Source organism: Flavobacterium sp., assembly GCF_031409475.1.
Taxonomy (GTDB): Bacteria; Bacteroidota; Bacteroidia; order Flavobacteriales; family Flavobacteriaceae; genus Flavobacterium.
The window spans coordinates 1-20,308 of sequence record NZ_JANNXH010000056.1 but is presented as its reverse complement, the minus strand read 5'-3'; the positions used below and the strand labels follow the sequence as shown (position 1 = coordinate 20,308).

The following is a 20,308-nucleotide window of genomic DNA, read 5'->3' as shown; positions in this document are numbered from 1 at the left end:
TTGTTTAATAGGTTAAATCTGCAACAGAAAATTTCGGATTTTTATCATCTTTGATATACATAACATCTGTATAAAAAGTAACTTTACCCGTTTCTATATTGTGCATGGCTCCAACGACTCCTATTTCACTATTTTCGATCATGCGCTCTAATATGTTACTGCGTTCAATAATATTTTTCACACTACGTTTTACATTTATTTTGGCTACATTTTCAACAAATTCTGCATTATTAGAGTTTCTATCTACTTTTGTAGTTTTTTCTTGGTAAACTGCTGGTTGAATCTTGGATAATAATTCCGTTAGATTTCCCATTTCTACATGGTCGCATGCCCCTTTTACAGCACCACATTTACTGTGGCCTAGAACAACAATTAATTTTGAACCTGCCACTTTACAAGCAAATTCCATGCTTCCTAAAATATCAGTATTTACAATATTTCCAGCGATACGAACCGAAAAAATATCTCCAAGTCCTTGATCAAAAATTAATTCGGCAGAAGTTCTACTGTCAATACAACTTAATATGGTTGCAAATGGCCACTGACCATCCACTGTTGCATTGGCTTGTTCTAATAAATCTCTATGTGCTTTAAGATTACTTATAAATCTTTTATTTCCTTGTTGTAAATACTCCAATGCTTTTCTTGGAGTCATTTGGGCTTGTGTTTCTCTATTATGTGCTTTCATGTTTTTTTTATTTTAAATTTTTAAAATGGTAAATTGTTGAAAAACGCTATTTGAAATTGATTTCTATTAGAGTTTTCGAGTGTTTGAGCCATAAATCCTGTTTCAATTTTGAAATTCTTATTAAAGACAAAACCTAAAGCTCCATAAAGTCGATTTCTATCAAATACGGGACTTTCAGAATTTATAAATAGTTCATTGTATGCTGAAAGATAAATGGCATTCTTTTCTAATGTTTTTTTATTAATTGGAATGTTTATTCCTAAAAAATACCGAAAACGCATTTGGAAATCATTTGCCAGAAAGCGTTCTTCTATTCGGTATCGATGTTGAATTAAAACGTGTCCTATTTTTTGTTTCGTTATAAACTGCTGATAAATTCGATGCTCGTTTGTATCTGTTTTTTCATCAGAATTAGGAATATATTTTTGTGTATTTATAAATCCATAACCCAATAAAAGATTATTATTATCTTCGGTTAAATTGTACCCAATTCCGGTTCTCAAAAGCAGTTGGTTGGTATCGCCAATAAAGTTATAATTTCGATATTGTACTTCGTTATGCCAATTCCATTTTGGGTTAATCCTTTGATTTCCAAAATAAATAAACCAATTGCCAACTTCTGATTTTTGAGAAAATGCACCATTACAAAAGCAAATAGAAAGCATGATAATTTTGAGTATTTTCATTTAGTATAAGATAAATTATTTCTTATGTTCCACAAAAACATGTTTTTCCTCTTCGCCTGAATTTTCTAGATTGTATTCCTTTTTGAATCCAACGAGCTTTACTTTTATGTTTTCATCTTTGGCTCGATTCTTTTTGAATTCTTTGATTAAATCCAAAACATCATGTGCAATATATACCGTTTCAGCAGCATTGATAATAACATTTGAATTTTCAGGAATTGAGGTCAATGTAGTTTTTATCGCTGCTTTATTCAAAAAAGAAACTTCTTGAGCTAAATCGATGTGAATTACATCGCCCTCTTTGTATTGTTCTTTTCTAAAATTATACGCTCGTTGCATGTTTCCTTTTAATACAAACAAAATGCTGATAATCATTCCTAATGCAACACCTTTTAATAAATCTAAAAAGACTACAGCTCCAAAAGTAGCAATGAATGGAACGAATTGATATTTACCTTGTTGCCAAAAATGTTTAAAAATCGCTGGTTTTGCTAGTTTGTAACCAATTAACAATAAAACTGCAGCTAACGTAGCAAAAGGTATTTTATTTAATAAAATGGGTATAGTCAAAACGCTAATCAACAATAAAACACCGTGAATTACAGTCGACATTTTTGATTTTGCACCAGCATTTGCATTTGCAGATGTCCGAACTACAACTGATGTCATAGGTAATCCGCCTAAAAGTGCGCTTATAATGTTCCCAATTCCTTGTGCTTTGAGTTCCACATTGGTATCGGTATACCGTTTTTGAACGTCCATTCTATCTGACGCTTCAATACAAAGTAAAGTCTCAATTGATGCAACAATAGCAATAGTTATGCCCACAACCCAAACTGCTGGATTTGTAAATGCAGCAAAATTTGGAGTAATTATTATGGCTTTAAATTCTTCTAAAGTTGTTGGAACTGGCAATGAAACTAGGTATTTGCTCGTGATTTCATAAGCTGTTCCTTTAAAAAGCAATTCATTAATTAAAACCCCAACTGTTACAGCAATTAATGCAGCTGGAAGTAATTTTATGGAACTTAAAGCGGGTATTTTATTCCAGATTAATATAATTGTTAATGAAATTGCGGTCACAATTACAACTCCCATTTTTATATCGCCAAAAGCTGCTGCAACATCGCTAAAAATAGCTAATCCAGAACCAACAGAAACGTCAGAACCAAGTGCTTTTGGGATTTGTTTTAAGAAAATGATAACGCCAATTCCGGCTAACATTCCTTCGATTACATTAGTTGGAAAAAAATTAGAAATTCCTCCAGCTTTTATAAAACCTAAAGCTAATTGAATTAATCCCGCTATAAAAACAGCTGTTAGGAATACATCAAAAGCACCTAAATCGGTAATTGCAACGAGTACAATAGCGGTTAAACCAGCCGCTGGACCAGAAACACTTAAATGCGATTTACTTAAAAGTCCAACCACGATTCCTCCAACAATACCAGCTATAATTCCTGAAAATAATGGAGCTCCACTAGCAAGTGCAATTCCTAAACATAGTGGCAAAGCCACCAAAAAAACCACTAAACCTGATGAAAAATCAGATTTGAGGTTGGCAAAAAGGTTGATTTTTTTTGTCATGACCTAAATTAAATTTATACAAATATATTATTTCGTTATGCTAATAACTAAAATGGATGTATTAAATTAATTCTGGTGGTGGAATAAAGATTTCTTCAGAAATTGGATTATGTTTTGAAACATTTTCTGAAATAATATTTTTAGAATAATGAAATTTAAAAGCTATAAACTCCAATTGATTTTTTAAAGTAAAATCAGATTTTAGTTCTTTAAGCTCTTTGTTTTCTTTTTGATTTTCTTCTTCAGAAAAATCATAATTCAATGAAATGTTAGCACTTTTTTCTATTACACAAACTATAGTTGGTGTTAATAGAAAGGTTATAAAAAACAATAATAATATTTGAGCTGTTATTTTCACAGCCACAAAAATAGAACTCTCCAACTTAAAACAAAACAATCAGTTGAAATTTAAAGTAAAATTAACATCTGAATCTATTTTGAATTTTTTTTTATAATAGTATTTTACCTCAATATTTGTATTTTAATACATTTTTATTTGTGGGATTTAATATTAAATTTTTATAAATCTTTATTTTACTAGATATCATATTTATAATTTAAACATTTAAAAAAAACATACCCCATATTTTTTATGGGGTAATATTGTTTTATTTATAAAAATTCATTAAAAGTTGATTAAAAATTTGGGGGTAGTGTATAAATTTTTATGTTTGCCGAGTGAATGACTTATTTTTTTGTTGTCACTATTAACTAAAACAATATAAATTTAACTAAATTAAACATGAAAAAAACAGTACTTATTTTATCAATGATGCTTGTATCAAGCATGACTTTTGCACAAGAAACAACTGAAACTACTCCAAAATCTACACCTTTAGAAATTTCAGGTTCAGCGGATTTATATTACAAATATGATTTTTCAAAAACGGCAAACATTCCTACTAGTTTTGGATCAGATCAAAATTCAGTATCTCTAGGTATGCTTGATATTGCTTTCAAGAAAACCACAGGAAAAGCTTCATTTGTAGGTGAAGTTTCATTTGGCCCAAGAGGACAATACCAATCAATTCCTAATGGTGATGGAACCGATTTAAATTCATTCCACATTCAGAATTTATATGCTACTTATGCAGTCTCGGATAAATTAAGTTTGACTGCAGGATATATGGGAACTTTTATTGGTTATGAAGTAATTTCGCCAGTTGCAAATTTTCACTATTCTACTTCTTATTTGTTTACAAACGGACCATTCCAAAACGCTGGTGTTAAAGCAAATTATAAAATATCAGATAAATTTGGTGCAATGTTGGGATTGTTTAACGACACTTGGAATTCTTACAAATCCGATCCATCAAATGGATTGAACGCTATAGGTGGTCAATTGTCTTATGCATCTGGAAAAACTAGTGCTTACCTTAATTTTATGGATGGTTCTGTAAGCGGAACTATTGTTGATTTAACAGCCACTTTCCAGCTAACTGAAAAATTTAAATTGGGTTTAAATGCTGCTGACTTTTCAAATGAAGGTGATGTAGGTTTTACAGGTGTAGCTTTATATCCATCATATCCACTTACTGATGCATTTACTTTAGGATTACGTGCTGAATATTTTAAATATAAAGAAGGTTCAGGAGATACAGATGTAACAGCTTTAACTTTATCAGGTAACTATAAAGTAGGTGGTTTTGCTGTAATTCCAGAATTTAGATTAGACAGTAATTCTGACGAAGTATTGTTTGTAAATTCTAATTTAGCACCAGCAAAATCTGCTTCTCAATTTCTTTTAGCAGTTGTTTACGGTTTTTAATTAAAAAAAAGAGTACGCATTCGATAACAGATAATTGTACTTTTAAAATTCATATACTGCCAAGTCACGCAATGTGTCTTGGCAATTTTTTTTGTCGTTAATACTTATGGTTTTACTATTTTAATTTTGAAGGAAACAGATAAAGCTGTTTTTTGAATCCTCAAAAAGCCACTTTTTTATTCAAATACTAAATCACTGTTTTGTATAAATATTATAAATAGTGTTTATCGTTTTTTCGTCAAGAACGGAATCAACTTCTGTTTGAATATAATGTAACTTGAAGGCAGCAATTGCAGCAGGAAGATTCTTTGTATCGTAACCAATAATTCTTAATGCTAGCTCTACATTAAAATTAACTGGTGCTGGTTCTAAAATTGCGTCGGGCCAAATGCCAAATTCTTTTTCTGCTAAAATTTTCCAAGGAAATAAAGCGCTTGGATCATACTTTCGAGTAGGAGCAATGTCTGAATGACCAATAATATTTTGAGTAGGAATGTTATAATCGTATTTTAATTTTGCAATTAAAGCCATCAAACTTGTAATTTGTGGTTCTGAAAATGGTTCTGAACCGTTATTGTCCAATTCAATTCCGATAGATGCGGAGTTAATATCGGTATTTTTCCCCCAAGATGAATTTCCCCCATGCCAAGCTCGCAGGTAATCATTTAACATTTGAACAACACGACCATCATCTGCAATTACATAATGTGCACTAACTTTGGTTTTTACCAAAGTAAATGTTTTTATGGTTTGTGCCAATGAATCTTGAGCTGTATGATGAATAATAATGAAGTTTGGTTTTCGTAAATTAAAATTTGTTGTACCAGTCCATTGTGTGTCAATTCCATTTTGCAACGGGACAGATTCTTCTTTAGTTAGTGTTTCTTTTAAAGAATTTATAACTGAATCCTTATACGTTTTTAAACTATCAGCAAGTACAACTCTAATTTGTTCTTCAAACTTGATAGAGTCTATTTTTGTTATTGTTTCAAGTGGTTTTTCAATTTTCAAAACAGGCTTTGTTGCACATGATGCTATCATAATGCACAAAAACAAATAAAAAAAACAGTTCCGTACTAGATGTTGCATACAATATGATTGTTATTGATGTTTAAAATAACTGGATTATTTTTGTTTCTTTTTAGATTTATCTTTTTTTGGATTTTTTCTTTCTTCTTTGAAAAGGAGGAATTTTTCTTTTTGCTCTTTGCTTAAAAAGTCCATTATTTTTCGATCAGTAGTTTCAGAAAGTACTTGAAAATTTTTTATTTGATCGTCTTGACTATAATTTTGTTTTAATAATATTCCTTGTTCTCTAATGCTTTCGGCTAAAACATTGGATATTGCAATTACCTGAAGTTCATCAAGATTTATTGCAGGTTTCATAACTTCGATGATTTTTGCAACGGTTACTTCAATAGGAATCTCTTTTGGTTTTTCAGGTTCATTTCCTTGGTAAATTTGATTGTTTCTTCCGCCGTAGGCATTATTATTTCCATAGCCATTTCCATAGCTATTTCCATTTCCGTAACCATTATTTCCATATTGTGCAGAAATGGTGTTTATCGAAAATAAAATAATTATACTTGTTACTATTGTTTGGAATGTTTTCATAATATTAATTTAAAAATAATAATAATTTTAAACGGGTTCTGCATATAAATCAAATTCTGTAGCATCGGTAATTTTTACCATTACGAATTCTCCTGTTTTTACATAATGTTTTGAAGCTTCAATAAGCACTTCATTATCAACATCAGGACTGTCAAACTCTGTTCTTCCTACAAAATATTCTCCTTCTTTTCGGTCAATTATACAACGAAAGGTTTTGCCAATTTTTTCTTGGTTTAAATCCCATGAAATTTGCGATTGAATTTCCATTATCTCGTTTGCGCGATTTTGTTTTACATCCTCTGGAACATTGTCTTCGAGTAAATAGGCATGAGTGTTTTCTTCATGTGAATACGCAAAACAGCCCAAACGTTCAAACTTCATTTCTTGAACCCAGTCTCTCATGGTCTCAAAATCTTCCTGAGTTTCGCCGGGATAACCTACAATCAATGTAGTACGAATGGTCATTCCGGGAACTGCCTTGCGAAAATCTTTGAGCAGTTTGGTTGTTTTTTCCTTAGTTGTTCCGCGTCGCATTGATTTTAAAATAGAGTCCGAAATGTGCTGCAACGGAATGTCAATATAGTTACAAATTTTTGGTTCCCGTTTCATAATTTCCAGAACATCCATCGGAAAACCAGTTGGGAAGGCATAGTGCAAACGAATCCATTCGATTCCATCGACTTTTACTAAAGCTTCGAGTAATTCGCCAAGATTACGTTTTTTATAAATATCAAGACCATAATAGGTTAAATCTTGCGCAATCAAAATCAATTCTTTTACACCATTTTTAGCCAATCCTTCGGCTTCTTTTACTAGTTTTTCAATAGTTTGCGAAACGTGTTTTCCTCGCATAATGGGTATAGCACAAAAACTACAAGGTCTATCGCAACCTTCGGCAATTTTGAGGTATGCATAATTTTTTGGAGTTGTCGTCAACCGTTCGCCTAATAATTCATGCTTGTAATCTGCCCCGAGTGCTTTTAGTAATGCAGGCAATTCTGTAGTTCCAAAATATTGATCCACATTTGGAATCTCTTTTTCTAAATCTGGTCTGTAACGTTCTGACAGGCATCCTGTTACAAAAAATTTATCTACTAATCCATCTTCTTTTTTCTTGGCATATTCTAGTATCATATTTACTGATTCGGCCTTAGCATTATCAATAAATCCACAAGTATTTATAACCACAATGTTTCCTTCTTGTTCATGCACCACATCTTTTCCGCTAGCTTTAAGCTGTCCCATCAAGACTTCACTATCATAAACATTTTTTGAACACCCGAGAGTGATAACGTTAATTCTGTTCTTTTTTAAAGATTTAGTTCTCATAGATAAATATTCCCCCTATTTTAGGAATTTTGCAAAATTACGTTTTTTATTTTTAGGAGCATAAAACTTTGTTTTTTTATAGCGATTTGTCCCGCTATTCGCTCTATCTTGTTTATAGGCCTCTAGTCTTTTGAAGGCTGGAAGCCTATAAACAAGGATGCCGCTTCTATCGGGGCTGTTTTATGGCTTTTAGCTTTTCATAAAGCTTTTCCAAAAGAAAAACCATTTCAATAAATGAAATGGCGTTCTAATATATTTTCCAAAGTATTAATTTCTAAAATATTACAATTCAAACAACAAGGTCAACGAAACAACATCTTTAATTGAATTTATCTTGGCTCCATCCGTAAATCCTTGATTAAAAAATCCTTGTTGTGAATCTCTTTGTGCCGTTGAATACGACAAATCTACTTTAGTTGAACCAAAATTATATCCTAATCCACCAGAATAACCTGTTAAATCTCCAATGGTTGTTTTGTTTTTATACGGACTTTGTTCCTTGCGGAAACCTGCACGTAAACTCCATTCTTTGATTTTATATTCGGCACCAATGCGCAATTCACTAGTTTTCTCAAGAACAGAATTCATATAACTGTTTACCACTCTGTAATAGCTGTCGTTTTCAGGTTTAAATTTTGTATTACTATAATCTTTTATCGCATAATCAACGCTAATGAGTCCACTTTTTCCAAAAACATAAGCGAAACTTCCGGTTAGTTTACTCGGGGTTTGCAATTTATAAGGTTCGTAAACGTTTGTAATTTGAGGGTCAACAATATCTGGAGGCAATGATCCGGTTGAATTACTACTCACTGCAACCAGTTTTTGTGTCAACTCATCATTCAATTTATACCAAGTAGAAGATTCATAAGCTAATCCTAACCTGATTTCGTCACTTACTTTTGCAATAGCGCCAACTTGAAACGAAAAACCTGAACCATAGGTATATAAATCATTGTCAAAACGTAAACTAGTTACTTCGTCATTTAAGCCTAATGGGTTACTATTGTCTTCATAAAAACTTGAGGATTGTGTATAATCTGCAAAATGTGAATTTAAATTGATTCCTAAATAGAGTTTATCCTTATATTGAGTTGCTGCATTAAATGACAATTTACCGTTAAAACCAGTTGAAACAATTGAATTTTCTTGATAATAATCACCGCCTGCGGCAACATTTGAAGTATATAACGTGTTATTTGCATTATTAGTAACAGGGTTAATAACGTAACCTTGATATGCTAAAAAAGCTTGTTGACCGCCATTATTTAAGTCTTCATAGTTTAAATCTTCTAAATCACTTAATGGAACACCGTTTGCATAACTCAAGAAATAATTGGCTACAGAATTAGTAGGATTTGTTCCAGCAGAAAATATGGAGTTGTCAAAATTGTTGGTGTTTTCATAATTTACAGCTAATGAGAATTTTTTCCAAGAGCTATTTGGGTTGCGATCTCTAAAAACAAAAACACCACCAGCTTGATTTAAATCAAAGGAATTGTTATTTTCAGATGCATTAGTTCCAAAATAATTAGAATTATTTTTAGTGCTATAATTACTTAAGGTTACTGCCATTTGATTATTCGAAAAAACGGCAGAACCGGCAGGGTTTATATTTATTGAGGACAAATCGCCACCCAAAGCGCCAAATGCTCCACTCATTGCTCTAAAACGAGCGGTTCCATTTAAATTGTCTTGAGAATAGCGTAATGCATCTGTAATATCTTGTGATTGAGCAAAACTAAAAGTCAATCCAGCTAGTAATAGATATATGTATTTTTTCATGTTTTTTCAGGTAAGGTTTTTAATTTTTTTAGGGCAAAAAGGATTTAATTTTACTTAATTTCCACCGCCACCTCTGCGTCCACCTCCAGAAGATCTTCCGCCACCACCTGAACTTCCTGAGTTAGATGAGCTTCTTGAAGGCGAATAGCTATCACTTCTTGAGTTGTTTGAACTTGGAGTGTATGATCTCGATGGAGCATCATTTTGAGTTCGGCTTGTGCTTGTTCTAGTTCTATTTTGAGATTGAGAATCGTTTCTTCTTGAAAACATTGGAACGCTACTGTTTGAACTATTTCTTCTGTAGGTCGAATAGTTTGTTCCTCTAGAGTTTGCTTGGTTTTGAGTATATCTATTCCCAGTATTGTTATAGGATGAACCTCTTCTACTTGGATTATAAGAATAATCTCTATTAGAATATCCGTAACCATAATTTGGATAATTCCAACCAGAATAACCCCAATTCATGCCCCATCCTAATCCCCAACCAGAATATCCCCAACCAGAATATCCCCAATTAGGATAACCCCAACCCATGCCCCAACCAGAATAACCCCAATTAGGATAACCCCAACCAGAATTTCCCCAACCAAAATTCCCCCAATTATTGTCATAAACATTTACAACAACCTCATTAGGCTCTGAACCCCAGCTAGGATAACTTTGAATAGTATCGTTTAAAGTACTATTCTCGTTTTGCAAAGAACTAAAATAATCTTTGTATTGATTGTTTTGAGTGTTTGTGGATTCCTTTTCTGGCATACGAGTTTGGTCACTTCCATATATTCCATCGTTGTCGTAAAAGGAACTGTTTTGATAAGACCCGCAAGAAGTTAAAAGAACGCTTATAAAACCAAAAAGAATAAAAAGCGATGTGTTTTTCGGAAAAATAAATTTAGTTTTCATATCAATGGGATTTTTTATTGTTGCACATTACAAAAATAGTTAGTTTTGCGGAACTATTTAGTTAAAATTATTAACACAAATTTTGTACCAAACTATTCAATATGAGTAAAAACCTTACCACAAGATCAGAAGATTATTCAAAATGGTATAACGAACTGGTTGTAAAAGCAGATTTAGCCGAAAATTCAGGTGTTAGAGGTTGTATGGTTATCAAACCGTATGGTTATGCAATTTGGGAAAAAATGCAAGCAGAATTAGACAGAATGTTCAAAGAAACGGGGCATCAAAACGCTTATTTTCCTTTGTTTGTTCCAAAAAGCATGTTTGAAGCCGAAGAAAAAAATGCTGAAGGTTTTGCCAAAGAATGTGCTATCGTTACTCATTATAGATTAAAAAACGATCCAGATAATCCAGGAAAGTTAATGGTCGACCCAAATGCAAAATTAGAAGAAGAACTTATTGTTCGTCCTACAAGTGAAGCTATAATTTGGTCAACCTATAAAGGATGGGTTCAATCTTATAGAGATTTACCTTTGCTAATCAACCAATGGGCAAATGTCGTGCGTTGGGAAATGAGAACAAGATTGTTCTTAAGAACAGCAGAATTTTTGTGGCAAGAAGGACATACCGCTCATGCTACAAAATCAGAGGCCATTGAAGAATCCGAAAAAATGATGCATGTTTATGCCGAGTTTGTAGAAAATTTTATGGCTATTCCAGTTATAAAAGGTGTTAAAACCGAAACAGAGCGTTTTGCTGGAGCCGAAGAAACCTATTGTATCGAAGCCTTAATGCAAGATGGTAAGGCATTACAAGCAGGAACATCCCACTTTTTAGGTCAAAATTTCGCAAAAGCTTTTGATGTAAAATTCGCAACCGCCGAAGGAAAACAAGAATACGTTTGGGGAACTTCTTGGGGAGTTTCTACACGGTTAATGGGAGCTTTAGTTATGACACATTCCGATGATAAAGGTTTGGTGTTGCCGCCAAATTTAGCTCCAATACAAGTTGTCATTGTTCCTATATATAAAACAGACCAGCAATTAGAAGAAATCACTTTGGTTGTTAATGTACTAACAGCAGAATTAAAAAAATTGCATATTTCGGTTAAGTTTGACAATAGAACTACCCAGAAACCAGGATTCAAGTTTGCTGAATGGGAATTAAAAGGAGTTCCGTTAAGAATTTCGGTTGGACCAAAAGATATAGAAAACGGAACTTTTGAATTAGCAAGAAGAGATAATTTGTCAAAAGAAATGATAAGTAAGGACGGAATTGCAATTTACATTCAAAATCTATTGGGACAAATTCAGAAAGATTTATTTGATAAAGCATTAAATTATCGCAACTCACATATTACGGAAGTAAATAGTTTTGAGGAGTTTGTATCCGTTCTTGAAAGCAAAGGTGGATTTTTGTCGGCACATTGGGATGGCACAGTTGCAACCGAGGAAAAAATAAAGAATTTGACAAAAGCGACCATTAGATGCATACCTCTAAATAGGGTAGAAGTTGCTGGAAGCTGTATTCTCACAGGGAATTCCTCTGTTGGTAGAGTCTTATTTGCGAAGGCCTATTAATTTTTTTTTATTTTTTTTGCATCTACTATTGTGCGTCTAAAAAATAGTTGTATTTTTGCATCCGCATTGAAGAAGTATGGCCCGTTCGTCTATCGGTTAGGACGCATGGTTTTCATCCATGTAAGAGCGGTTCGATTCCGCTACGGGCTACAAAAAAATTATTAAAGAAAAAATTATTTAAAAAAATGGCAAATCATAAGTCAGCTTTAAAGAGAATTAGAAGTAACGAGAAAAGAAGAGTTCTTAACAGATACCAACACAAAACTACTCGTAATGCAATTAAGGCATTAAGAATAGCAACTGATAAAGTAGATGCAACATCTAAACTATCTAGTGTAATATCTATGATTGATAAATTAGCAAAAAAGAATATCATTCATGATAACAAAGCTTCTAATTTAAAATCTAAATTAACAAAGCACGTTTCTAAATTGTAATACGAACTACATATAGATATAAAAAAAGCTCTCAAATTTTGAGAGCTTTTTTTATGGGTGTTTTAAATTTTATTTTTGATGTATTCTAACATTTCTTTTGTTATTGGTTTTGAAAGAAAATCAATAACCATAGGGTATTTTTGAGATTTTTCCAAGTCTGCAGGGTCAATTGTAGAGGAAAGAATAATAACTTTTGTTTTATTGAAATCGGAGTATTTAGAATTGGAAAAACTATCCAGAAACTCCCAGCCATTCATTACCGGCATGTTCAAATCCAAAAACAGTAATTGAGGTTGTTTGATAGATGCATTGGTCTCAAAGTCTACTAATAGATTGTCAAAATAGTTTATGGCTTCTTCACCATTTCTAGCTGTAGCTATTTCTTTTGAAAAAGAGGATTTAGTAATTACCATTTTACATAACATAAGTGTTATGGGATCATCATCTATGCATAAAACTAATTCTAACATTGTATTTATTTTTTGAATGTTAATGTAAATGTTGTGCCAATGTCTACTTTGCTATCAATGGTTATAATTCCTCCCATGGCTTCAACCTGAGATTTCACAAGGTAAAGTCCAAGTCCTTTGCCGTCAGGTAGGTTATGAAATCTTTGATATAGACCAAAAACTTTATCTCGGTTTCTTTCAAGGTCTATTCCTATTCCATTATCTTTAAAAACGATTACTAAATCTTCATTAACTTTTTTTGAAGTTACTGTGATTTTTAAAGTCCTTTTGTCAGATTTATATTTTATCGCATTCGTCATCAGATTTAATAAAATACTTTCTAAATAGGCTTTGTTTATATTTAAGTGAGTAGCTTTTTCAAAATCTATTTTTAGAATTGGTTTTTGGGAACTAATTAAAAAGTCTAATTGTATAAATACATTTTCAAAAATATCTCTCAAAAGAATGTCTTCTTTTTGAATCGATGGACTATCTTTTATGATAATCACTTTAACTAAATCGTTGATGGTTTCGTTTAATAAATGAGTCGATTTATTAAATCCATTAATAATTTCTTTTAATTCTGAATTTTCAATTGGAATATCATCTATTAGATTTAGAAGTCCAGTTAAGTTTGATAACGGAGCTCTAAGATTATGCGAAGTTATATAGGAAAATTGCTGTAAGTCTTTATTATTTTGAGTTAACTCGCGAATAAGTTGCTCTTTTTCAACTTCAAGTTTTTTGTCCTCAGAAATATCTCTTTGTATAGAAACCCAGTGAGAAAGTTCATTTTCCGAATCATATATAGGTATCATTGAAAATAACACCCAAAATTCTTCTTTGTTTTTTCTATAACTAATAGTTTCAATTTGGCATTCCTTTTTATCTTTTATGGCATTGAAAAGTTTTTCATATGCAATTTTATCTGAATTTGGACCTTTAAATAAAGTTGGAGATTTTCCGAGTACTTCGCTAGATTGATATCCAGACATTGTCGAAAAAGCAGGATTAGCATAAATTATTGTTGGAATTTTGTTGTCTTTTGGGTCAGCTTCTGTAATAATAATAGAGTCTTTAGTTTGTGTAATTACCGTTTCTAGTAATTTTAGCTGTTTCTCTTCAACTTTTTGTTTAGTAATATCCTGAATTGCTCCTATCATTCTTACGACCTTGCCTTCTTCATCTTTTAAAATAAAACCCCTGTCTAAAACATATTTATAAGTTCCGTCAGAACATTTAAAACGATATTGATCTTGCCATTTTTCTGTTTTTTGTTCTATAAACGAGTATAGTTTAATTGACATTTTAAGGCTGTCTTCGGGATGAATGTTATCAAACCACCATTTTGACGTTTTGCCAACTTGGTCTTTTTTGTAGCCAAAAATCCCTTCAATTCCTTTGTTCCAAATAAGATTGTCATCTTCTATTTTCCAATCCCAAATGGTATCACTTGTGGCTTTTGCAACGATATCATATCTTTCGTTCGAATCTTTAATCTCTGTATTTGATTCAATAATTTCTTTTATAGCTTTAGCATTATTCTTATTGTTTTTTGTTATGACATATTTAATAAATACTCCAGAAAACAAAACAATCATTATGTCTTTTACAAAATAATAATTCAAAAATTGAGAATATTTTTGCAGTAAAATACTACAAATTATTACCATAAATATGGTGAAAAAAATGTAAGTTAGGATTAGTTGATCGACTCTATTTTTCATTAATCAAATATAATTAATTAAAGCGTAATTATTTAACATCATGCAAAACTTATTTTATTTTACTGGTTTTTAGGTCTATTAGATTAAGATAATGTAAACTATATCAGAAAGATTTTTTATATCAAAATAAAGTGTACCTTTGCAACCTCAAAAAAAGACAGATGGAATCTATTAGAAACATTGCAATTATTGCCCACGTCGATCACGGTAAAACTACTTTGGTTGATAAGATTATGTATCATTGTCAGTTATTTCGTGACAACGAGAATACAGGAGACTTAATCCTAGACAACAATGATTTGGAGCGTGAAAGAGGGATTACTATTACATCTAAAAATGTTTCAGTAGTTTATAAAGGAACAAAAATCAACATTATCGATACTCCAGGTCACGCGGATTTTGGTGGTGAAGTAGAGCGTGTTTTGAATATGGCGGATGGAGTTTGTTTGCTAGTAGATGCTTTTGAAGGTCCAATGCCACAAACCCGTTTTGTTTTGCAAAAAGCTATCGATTTAGGATTAAAACCTTGCGTCGTAATTAATAAAGTGGATAAAGAAAACTGTACTCCTGAGGAAGTTCACGAAAAAGTTTTTGATCTAATGTTTGAATTGGGTGCAGAAGAGTGGCAGTTGGATTTTCCAACAGTATACGGTTCTGCAAAAAATAACTGGATGTCTGACGATTTTAATACTATTACAGACAATATCGAGCCATTATTAGATATGGTACTTGCTCATGTTCCAGCTCCAAAAGTTTCTGAAGGAACACCACAAATGTTAATTACATCACTTGATTTCTCTGCTTTTACGGGTCGTATTGCTATAGGTCGTCTTGAAAGAGGCATCTTGAATGAAGGTATGCCTATCTCTTTGGTAAAAAGAGACGGTAAGGTAATGAAATCTAGAATCAAAGAATTGCATACTTTTGAAGGTTTAGGTCGTAAGAAAGTTCAAGAAGTTATTGCCGGAGATATTTGCGCTATTGTTGGAGTTGAAGGCTTTGAAATTGGTGATACAATTGCTGATTTTGAAAATCCTGAAGCGTTACAAACCATAGCAATCGATGAGCCTACAATGAGTATGTTGTTTACTATAAACGATTCACCTTTCTTTGGTAAAGAAGGAAAATTTGTAACTTCTCGCCATATTAGAGATAGATTGACTAAAGAATTAGAGAAAAACCTCGCAATGAAATTGGGCGAAACTGATTCTGCTGATAAGTTTATGGTTTTTGGTCGTGGTGTATTGCACTTATCGGTTCTTATTGAAACCATGAGACGAGAAGGTTACGAAATGCAAATTGGGCAACCGCAAGTTATCATTAAAGAAATTGATGGTAAAAAATGTGAGCCAATTGAGGAATTAACTATCGATTTACCAGACCACCTTTCTGGTCGTGCGGTTGAGTTTGTTTCTTTCCGTAAAGGTGAAATGTTGAGTATGGAAACTAAAGGGGAACGTATGATTATAAAATTTAATATTCCATCTCGTGGAATTATTGGTTTGCGTAATCAATTGTTAACTGCAACTGCCGGTGAGGCTATTATGGCACACCGCTTTATAGGATACGAACCTTTTAAAGGGGAAATTTCTGGACGTAACAAAGGTTCATTAATTTCTATGGAAAAAGGAAAAGCGATTCCTTACTCTATCGATAAATTGCAAGATCGGGGTAAGTTTTTTGTTGAACCAAATGCCGAAATTTACGAAGGTCAAGTTATTGGAGAAAACTCTCGTGGTGATGACATGTGTGTAAACGTAACTAAAGAGAAAAAACAATCTAACGTTCGTTCGTCTGGAAATGATGAAAAAGCAAGAATTATTCCACCAATTATTTTCTCATTAGAGGAAGCTTTAGAATACATTCAAAAAGATGAATATGTTGAGGTTACACCAAAATCTATTCGTTTAAGAAAAATATATTTGACAGAAACTGACAGAAAAAGATTTAAGATTTAATTTTAAAACTTTCGTTTATTACTAAATAATCCATTCAGATTATTAAATAAAAAACAGCATCAAATTTTTTTTGATGCTGTTTTTAGTTTTATAGGTTTTTATAAAAAGTTTATTTTACTAGTGCATTTGATTAAGTGTTAGCATATGGTTTGCTAAATAATGGAATAGTAAATGTAAAATTATTAAAGTGCAAGATGTTCTTAAAGTTCTTATTAATTAAGCAACAACTCACACAATTTAATACATTCCATGGCTTCCTTAACATCGTGAACCCTAAGTATATTTGCTCCTTTAGTAAGTGCAATAGTGTTTAAAACGGAAGTGCCATTCAATGCTTTTTCAAGATCAATTTCTAGGGTTTTATAAATCATTGATTTACGAGAAATTCCAACTAAAATTGGTAATTCCAACATTTGAAATAATTCCAATTTACTCATTAATTCAAAATTTTGTTCTACGGTTTTTGCAAATCCAAAACCTGGATCAATTATCAAATCATTAATGCCAAAACTTCTTGCTTTTGCTACTTTTTCCGAAAAATAAAACAAAATATCCTTGACTAAATTGTTATAATCAGTTAGTTTTTGCATGGTTTGCGGTGTGCCACGCATATGCATCATTATATATGGAACTTGAAGTTTGGCAATATATTCAAACATTTCAGGATCTAAATTTCCAGCTGAAACATCATTAATCAAAGCGGCTCCATTATCTATACAAACTTTTGCTACTTTACTATTAAAAGTATCAATAGAAAGTAAGGTTTCTGGAAAATTTTTCAAAACCAAATCCACCACAGGAACTACTCTTTTTAATTCTTCATCAGTAGTAATAATGTTAGCATTTGGCTTGGTTGATTGTCCACCAATATCAATAAAAGTAGCACCATCAAGTAACATTTTTTCAACTTTATTTAAAATATCCTTATCAGAAGTATATTTTCCAACATCGTAAAATGAATCAGGAGTAACATTCAAAATCCCCATTACTTTCGGAATCGATAAGTCAATAAGTTGCCCTTTGCAGTTAATTGTCATTTGTAATAATTTTTGTTTTTAAAATCTGCAATCAAAAATCGTTAATCTTCAATCAACAATCAAAAAAATATCTTATTTTTGAACCAATTTGATACAAATATAATTTATTAATGAGTAATACAATACAACAATACGATGCTATAATTAAAATATGTCGTGATTTATATTCCAAAAAAATGATGGATTATGGTGCTGCTTGGCGTATTTTAAGATTACCATCATTAACCGATCAAATATTTATTAAGGCGCAGCGTATTCGCAGTTTGCAAGAAAACGAAATTAGAAAAGTTGACGAAGACGAAACTTCCGAATTTATTGGGATTATTAATTACTCTGTTATGGCTTTAATTCAGTTGGAAAAAGGAGTTGCGGTTCAACCCGATTTAGAGTCAGAAGAGGCAATACAATTGTATGACCAAAAAGTGCAAATTACCAAAGAATTAATGCAAAACAAAAATCATGATTATGGTGAAGCTTGGCGCGATATGCGGGTTAGTTCGTTAACAGATTTAATTTTGCAAAAAATTCTTCGAATCAAACAAATAGAAGACAATAAAGGCAAAACAATCGTTTCGGAAGGAATCGATGCCAATTACCAAGACATGATTAATTACGCAGTTTTTGCTTTAATTTTAATGGATTTTAAGAAATAACAACTCATTAACAGTATTTATAAATTAACTGTTTTACATTTGAAAATATAATTTTATATTATGAAATACCTAGTTCACTTTTCCCGCATTTTCGTCGGAATATTATTCATTATTTCTGGATTAATTAAACTAAATGACCCGATTGGTTTCTCCTATAAATTAGACGAATATTTTGGACCAACCGTTTTTAACATTCCGTTTTTATTGCCATTTACGTTGGCTTTGGCATTGTTTGTAGTAATTTTGGAAGTAGTTTTAGGCATAATGTTATTAGTAGGTTTCAAACCCAAATTTACGGTTTGGAGTTTGCTGTTGTTGATTGTATTTTTCACCTTTTTAACTTTTTATTCTGCTTATTTTAATGTAGTTAAAGATTGTGGTTGCTTTGGCGATGCTTTAAAATTAACACCATGGGAATCGTTTACCAAGGATATTGTTTTGTTGGTTTTTATTTTAATTTTATTTTTTGGAAGAAAACACATTAACACATTATTTAATGAAAAATTCGCAACGATTACTTCAATTATTGCGCTTTTCGCCTCGTGTTTTTTAGGATATTATGTAATTAATCATTTGCCAGTTATCGATTTTAGAGCCTATGCAGTTGGCAAAAATATTCAAAAAGGAATGGAATTTCCTGATGGTGCTCAAAAGTCAGAGTATGAAATGATTTTTGTGTACAAAGTAAATGGTGTAAACAAAGAATTTGGCGAAAAAGACCTAATGAATTTACCTCAAGGTGCTACATTTGTAGAAAGAAAAGACAAATTAATTAAGGAAGGTTACGTTCCACCAATTCACGATTTCTCTCTTGAAAAAGATGGTTCAGATTACACAACCGAAATTTTGAATGAAGAAAAAATGATATTTTTCGTACTTTATAATTTAGAAAAATCAAATATAGAAGCACTTACTAGCTTAGAAGTATTTCATCAGAAAGCAAAAGCAAAAGGCTACAAAGTAATTGCACTTTCTGCATCAGACGAAAAAACAATTGCAAAAGTAAAACAAGCCAATAAATTTAGTTTTGGTTTCTATTTTTGCGATGGAACAACCCTAAAAACTATCGAAAGAAGCAATCCGAGTATTGTAGTTTTGAAAAAAGGAACAATTGTTCAAAAAGTGCATTATAATGATATTGATTCTGTAAATTTGTAATAAAAAAATAAAACAATTAAAATGAAAAAAATAATCTGCTTACTATCCGTAGTATTATTCAATATTTCTTGCACACAGGCGCAAACCCAGTTTAAAGAAGCCGCCACCGATTATAAAATGCAATCACTAACTGGAGAAGAAGTTCAGTTTAAGAGGATTTTAAGACAAAATTACGGAAAAATTACCGTTATAGAAGTTTGGGCATCTTGGTGTAGTGATTGTGTAAAAAATATGAACAAAATCAAAGAATTACAAGCAGCCAATCCAGATTTGAATTATGTATTCCTGTCAGTAGATAAAACGCCAGAAGCTTGGAAAAAAGGAATCGAAAAACATGAAATTCAAGGAACACATTATTTAATTTCTGATGGAATGAAAGGAGTTTTTGGTAAATCAATTGATCTTGATTGGATTCCGCGTTATATAATTTTAGATCAAAAAGGGAAAATAGTACTTCATAGAGCTATAGAAACTGATTTTGACAAAATTAACGAAACCATTAAAAGCCTTAAATAATGAGAACCAAAATTGTAGCTGGCAATTGGAAAATGCATAAAAATGCTGAAGAAACCGAAGACTTAATTAATGAACTAATTGATAAATTACCAACGGATTTAGATGCTAAGGTCATTATTGCACCAACATTTGTTAATTTAGCTTCGGCTGTGGATCATACCGAATTTACCAACATTCATGTTGCCGCACAAAATGTACACCAAGCAGAAGGAGGAGCATTTACGGGCGAAATTTCGGCAGATATGCTAAAGAGCATTGGGGTAAACACTGTAATTATTGGGCATTCTGAGCGTCGTGCCTATTTTCATGAAAGTGACGCTTTATTAGCCAATAAAGTCGAAACCGCTTTAAAGCACGATATGACTGTTATTTTTTGTTTTGGTGAAGAATTAAAAGACAGAACGACCAACAGCCATTTTAACATTGTAGAAGG

General features: G+C 31.9%; 20 protein-coding genes and 1 tRNA gene. 9 read left to right on the top strand and 12 right to left on the bottom strand.

Annotation, left to right across the window (positions count from 1 at the left end):
* Positions 1-4: 4 nt before the first annotated feature.
* The 4 genes from RMO53_RS10010 to RMO53_RS09995 form a co-directional block, all read right to left on the bottom strand.
* Complete coding sequence (locus tag RMO53_RS10010; protein WP_310380179.1) at positions 5-688, bottom strand: carbonic anhydrase family protein; 684 nt, start codon at positions 686-688, stop codon at positions 5-7.
* A gap of 20 nt (positions 689-708) precedes the next feature.
* Positions 709-1,374: a DUF2490 domain-containing protein gene (locus RMO53_RS10005; protein WP_310380177.1), complete on the bottom strand. Its 666-nt coding sequence runs from the start codon at positions 1,372-1,374 to the stop codon at positions 709-711.
* 15 nt (positions 1,375-1,389) lie between these two features.
* A complete protein-coding gene (locus RMO53_RS10000) occupies positions 1,390-2,961 on the bottom strand; it encodes a SulP family inorganic anion transporter (protein WP_310380173.1) in 1,572 nt (523 codons plus the stop codon).
* A 61-nt stretch (positions 2,962-3,022) separates the two neighbouring features.
* Positions 3,023-3,292, bottom strand: a complete 270-nt coding sequence (locus RMO53_RS09995; RefSeq protein ID WP_310380171.1) for a hypothetical protein — start codon at positions 3,290-3,292, stop codon at positions 3,023-3,025.
* Positions 3,293-3,703: 411 nt separating this feature from the next.
* On the opposite strand from RMO53_RS09995, the gene RMO53_RS09990 reads away from it, so the two are divergent.
* The gene (locus RMO53_RS09990) at positions 3,704-4,729 is read left to right on the top strand and encodes a porin (protein ID WP_310380169.1); all 1,026 of its coding nucleotides are present in this window, start codon (positions 3,704-3,706) and stop codon (positions 4,727-4,729) included.
* A 192-nt stretch (positions 4,730-4,921) separates the two neighbouring features.
* On the opposite strand, the gene RMO53_RS09985 is transcribed toward RMO53_RS09990, so the two are convergent.
* From RMO53_RS09985 to RMO53_RS09965, 5 genes are all read right to left on the bottom strand, one after another.
* Entirely contained in the window at positions 4,922-5,770 is an 849-nt protein-coding gene (locus RMO53_RS09985; RefSeq protein WP_310380167.1) for an N-acetylmuramoyl-L-alanine amidase, read from the bottom strand.
* Positions 5,771-5,854: 84 nt separating this feature from the next.
* Complete coding sequence (locus tag RMO53_RS09980; RefSeq protein WP_310380165.1) at positions 5,855-6,343, bottom strand: hypothetical protein; 489 nt, start codon at positions 6,341-6,343, stop codon at positions 5,855-5,857.
* Positions 6,344-6,370: 27 nt separating this feature from the next.
* Positions 6,371-7,672 carry a 30S ribosomal protein S12 methylthiotransferase RimO gene (gene rimO / locus RMO53_RS09975; RefSeq protein ID WP_310380163.1) on the bottom strand — a complete coding sequence of 434 codons (1,302 nt, stop codon included), beginning with the start codon at positions 7,670-7,672 and terminating at the stop codon, positions 6,371-6,373.
* A 282-nt stretch (positions 7,673-7,954) separates the two neighbouring features.
* Positions 7,955-9,457 (bottom strand): outer membrane protein transport protein, encoded by a 1,503-nt coding sequence (locus tag RMO53_RS09970; RefSeq protein ID WP_310380162.1) that lies wholly within the window; start codon positions 9,455-9,457, stop codon positions 7,955-7,957.
* 54 nt (positions 9,458-9,511) lie between these two features.
* Positions 9,512-10,360 (bottom strand): hypothetical protein, encoded by an 849-nt coding sequence (locus tag RMO53_RS09965; protein ID WP_310380160.1) that lies wholly within the window; start codon positions 10,358-10,360, stop codon positions 9,512-9,514.
* A 101-nt stretch (positions 10,361-10,461) separates the two neighbouring features.
* On the opposite strand from RMO53_RS09965, the gene proS reads away from it, so the two are divergent.
* The 3 genes from proS to rpsT all read left to right on the top strand — a co-directional run bounded on the left by proS (position 10,462) and on the right by rpsT (position 12,377).
* Positions 10,462-11,940 carry a proline--tRNA ligase gene (gene proS, locus RMO53_RS09960; protein WP_310380158.1) on the top strand — a complete coding sequence of 493 codons (1,479 nt, stop codon included), beginning with the start codon at positions 10,462-10,464 and terminating at the stop codon, positions 11,938-11,940.
* A 78-nt stretch (positions 11,941-12,018) separates the two neighbouring features.
* Positions 12,019-12,090, top strand: a tRNA-Glu gene (locus RMO53_RS09955).
* Positions 12,091-12,125: 35 nt separating this feature from the next.
* Positions 12,126-12,377, top strand: a complete 252-nt coding sequence (gene rpsT / locus RMO53_RS09950) for a 30S ribosomal protein S20 (protein WP_269684195.1) — start codon at positions 12,126-12,128, stop codon at positions 12,375-12,377.
* 62 nt (positions 12,378-12,439) lie between these two features.
* On the opposite strand, the gene RMO53_RS09945 is transcribed toward rpsT, so the two are convergent.
* The gene (locus RMO53_RS09945) at positions 12,440-12,847 is read right to left on the bottom strand and encodes a response regulator (RefSeq protein ID WP_310380155.1); all 408 of its coding nucleotides are present in this window, start codon (positions 12,845-12,847) and stop codon (positions 12,440-12,442) included.
* Between the two features lie 5 nt (positions 12,848-12,852).
* On the bottom strand, positions 12,853-14,553 hold the full coding sequence (locus RMO53_RS09940) for a PAS domain-containing protein (RefSeq protein ID WP_310380153.1): 1,701 nt from the start codon (positions 14,551-14,553) through the stop codon (positions 12,853-12,855).
* 161 nt (positions 14,554-14,714) lie between these two features.
* On the opposite strand from RMO53_RS09940, the gene typA reads away from it, so the two are divergent.
* Entirely contained in the window at positions 14,715-16,511 is a 1,797-nt protein-coding gene (typA, locus tag RMO53_RS09935) for a translational GTPase TypA (protein ID WP_310380151.1), read from the top strand.
* Between the two features lie 212 nt (positions 16,512-16,723).
* Here typA and folP read toward each other — a convergent pair whose 3' ends face one another.
* Positions 16,724-17,548: a dihydropteroate synthase gene (folP, locus tag RMO53_RS09930; protein ID WP_310380149.1), complete on the bottom strand. Its 825-nt coding sequence runs from the start codon at positions 17,546-17,548 to the stop codon at positions 16,724-16,726.
* A 110-nt stretch (positions 17,549-17,658) separates the two neighbouring features.
* On the opposite strand from folP, the gene RMO53_RS09925 reads away from it, so the two are divergent.
* The 4 genes from RMO53_RS09925 to RMO53_RS09910 form a co-directional block, all read left to right on the top strand.
* Entirely contained in the window at positions 17,659-18,201 is a 543-nt protein-coding gene (locus tag RMO53_RS09925) for a DUF1599 domain-containing protein (protein ID WP_310380147.1), read from the top strand.
* Between the two features lie 60 nt (positions 18,202-18,261).
* Complete coding sequence (locus tag RMO53_RS09920) at positions 18,262-19,359, top strand: BT_3928 family protein (RefSeq protein ID WP_310380142.1); 1,098 nt, start codon at positions 18,262-18,264, stop codon at positions 19,357-19,359.
* A gap of 21 nt (positions 19,360-19,380) precedes the next feature.
* Positions 19,381-19,875 carry a TlpA disulfide reductase family protein gene (locus tag RMO53_RS09915; RefSeq protein ID WP_310380141.1) on the top strand — a complete coding sequence of 165 codons (495 nt, stop codon included), beginning with the start codon at positions 19,381-19,383 and terminating at the stop codon, positions 19,873-19,875.
* On the top strand, positions 19,875-20,308 hold a 434-nt coding region (locus RMO53_RS09910), incomplete at its 3' end, for a triose-phosphate isomerase (RefSeq protein ID WP_310380139.1). The genes RMO53_RS09915 and RMO53_RS09910, both read left to right, overlap by 1 nt.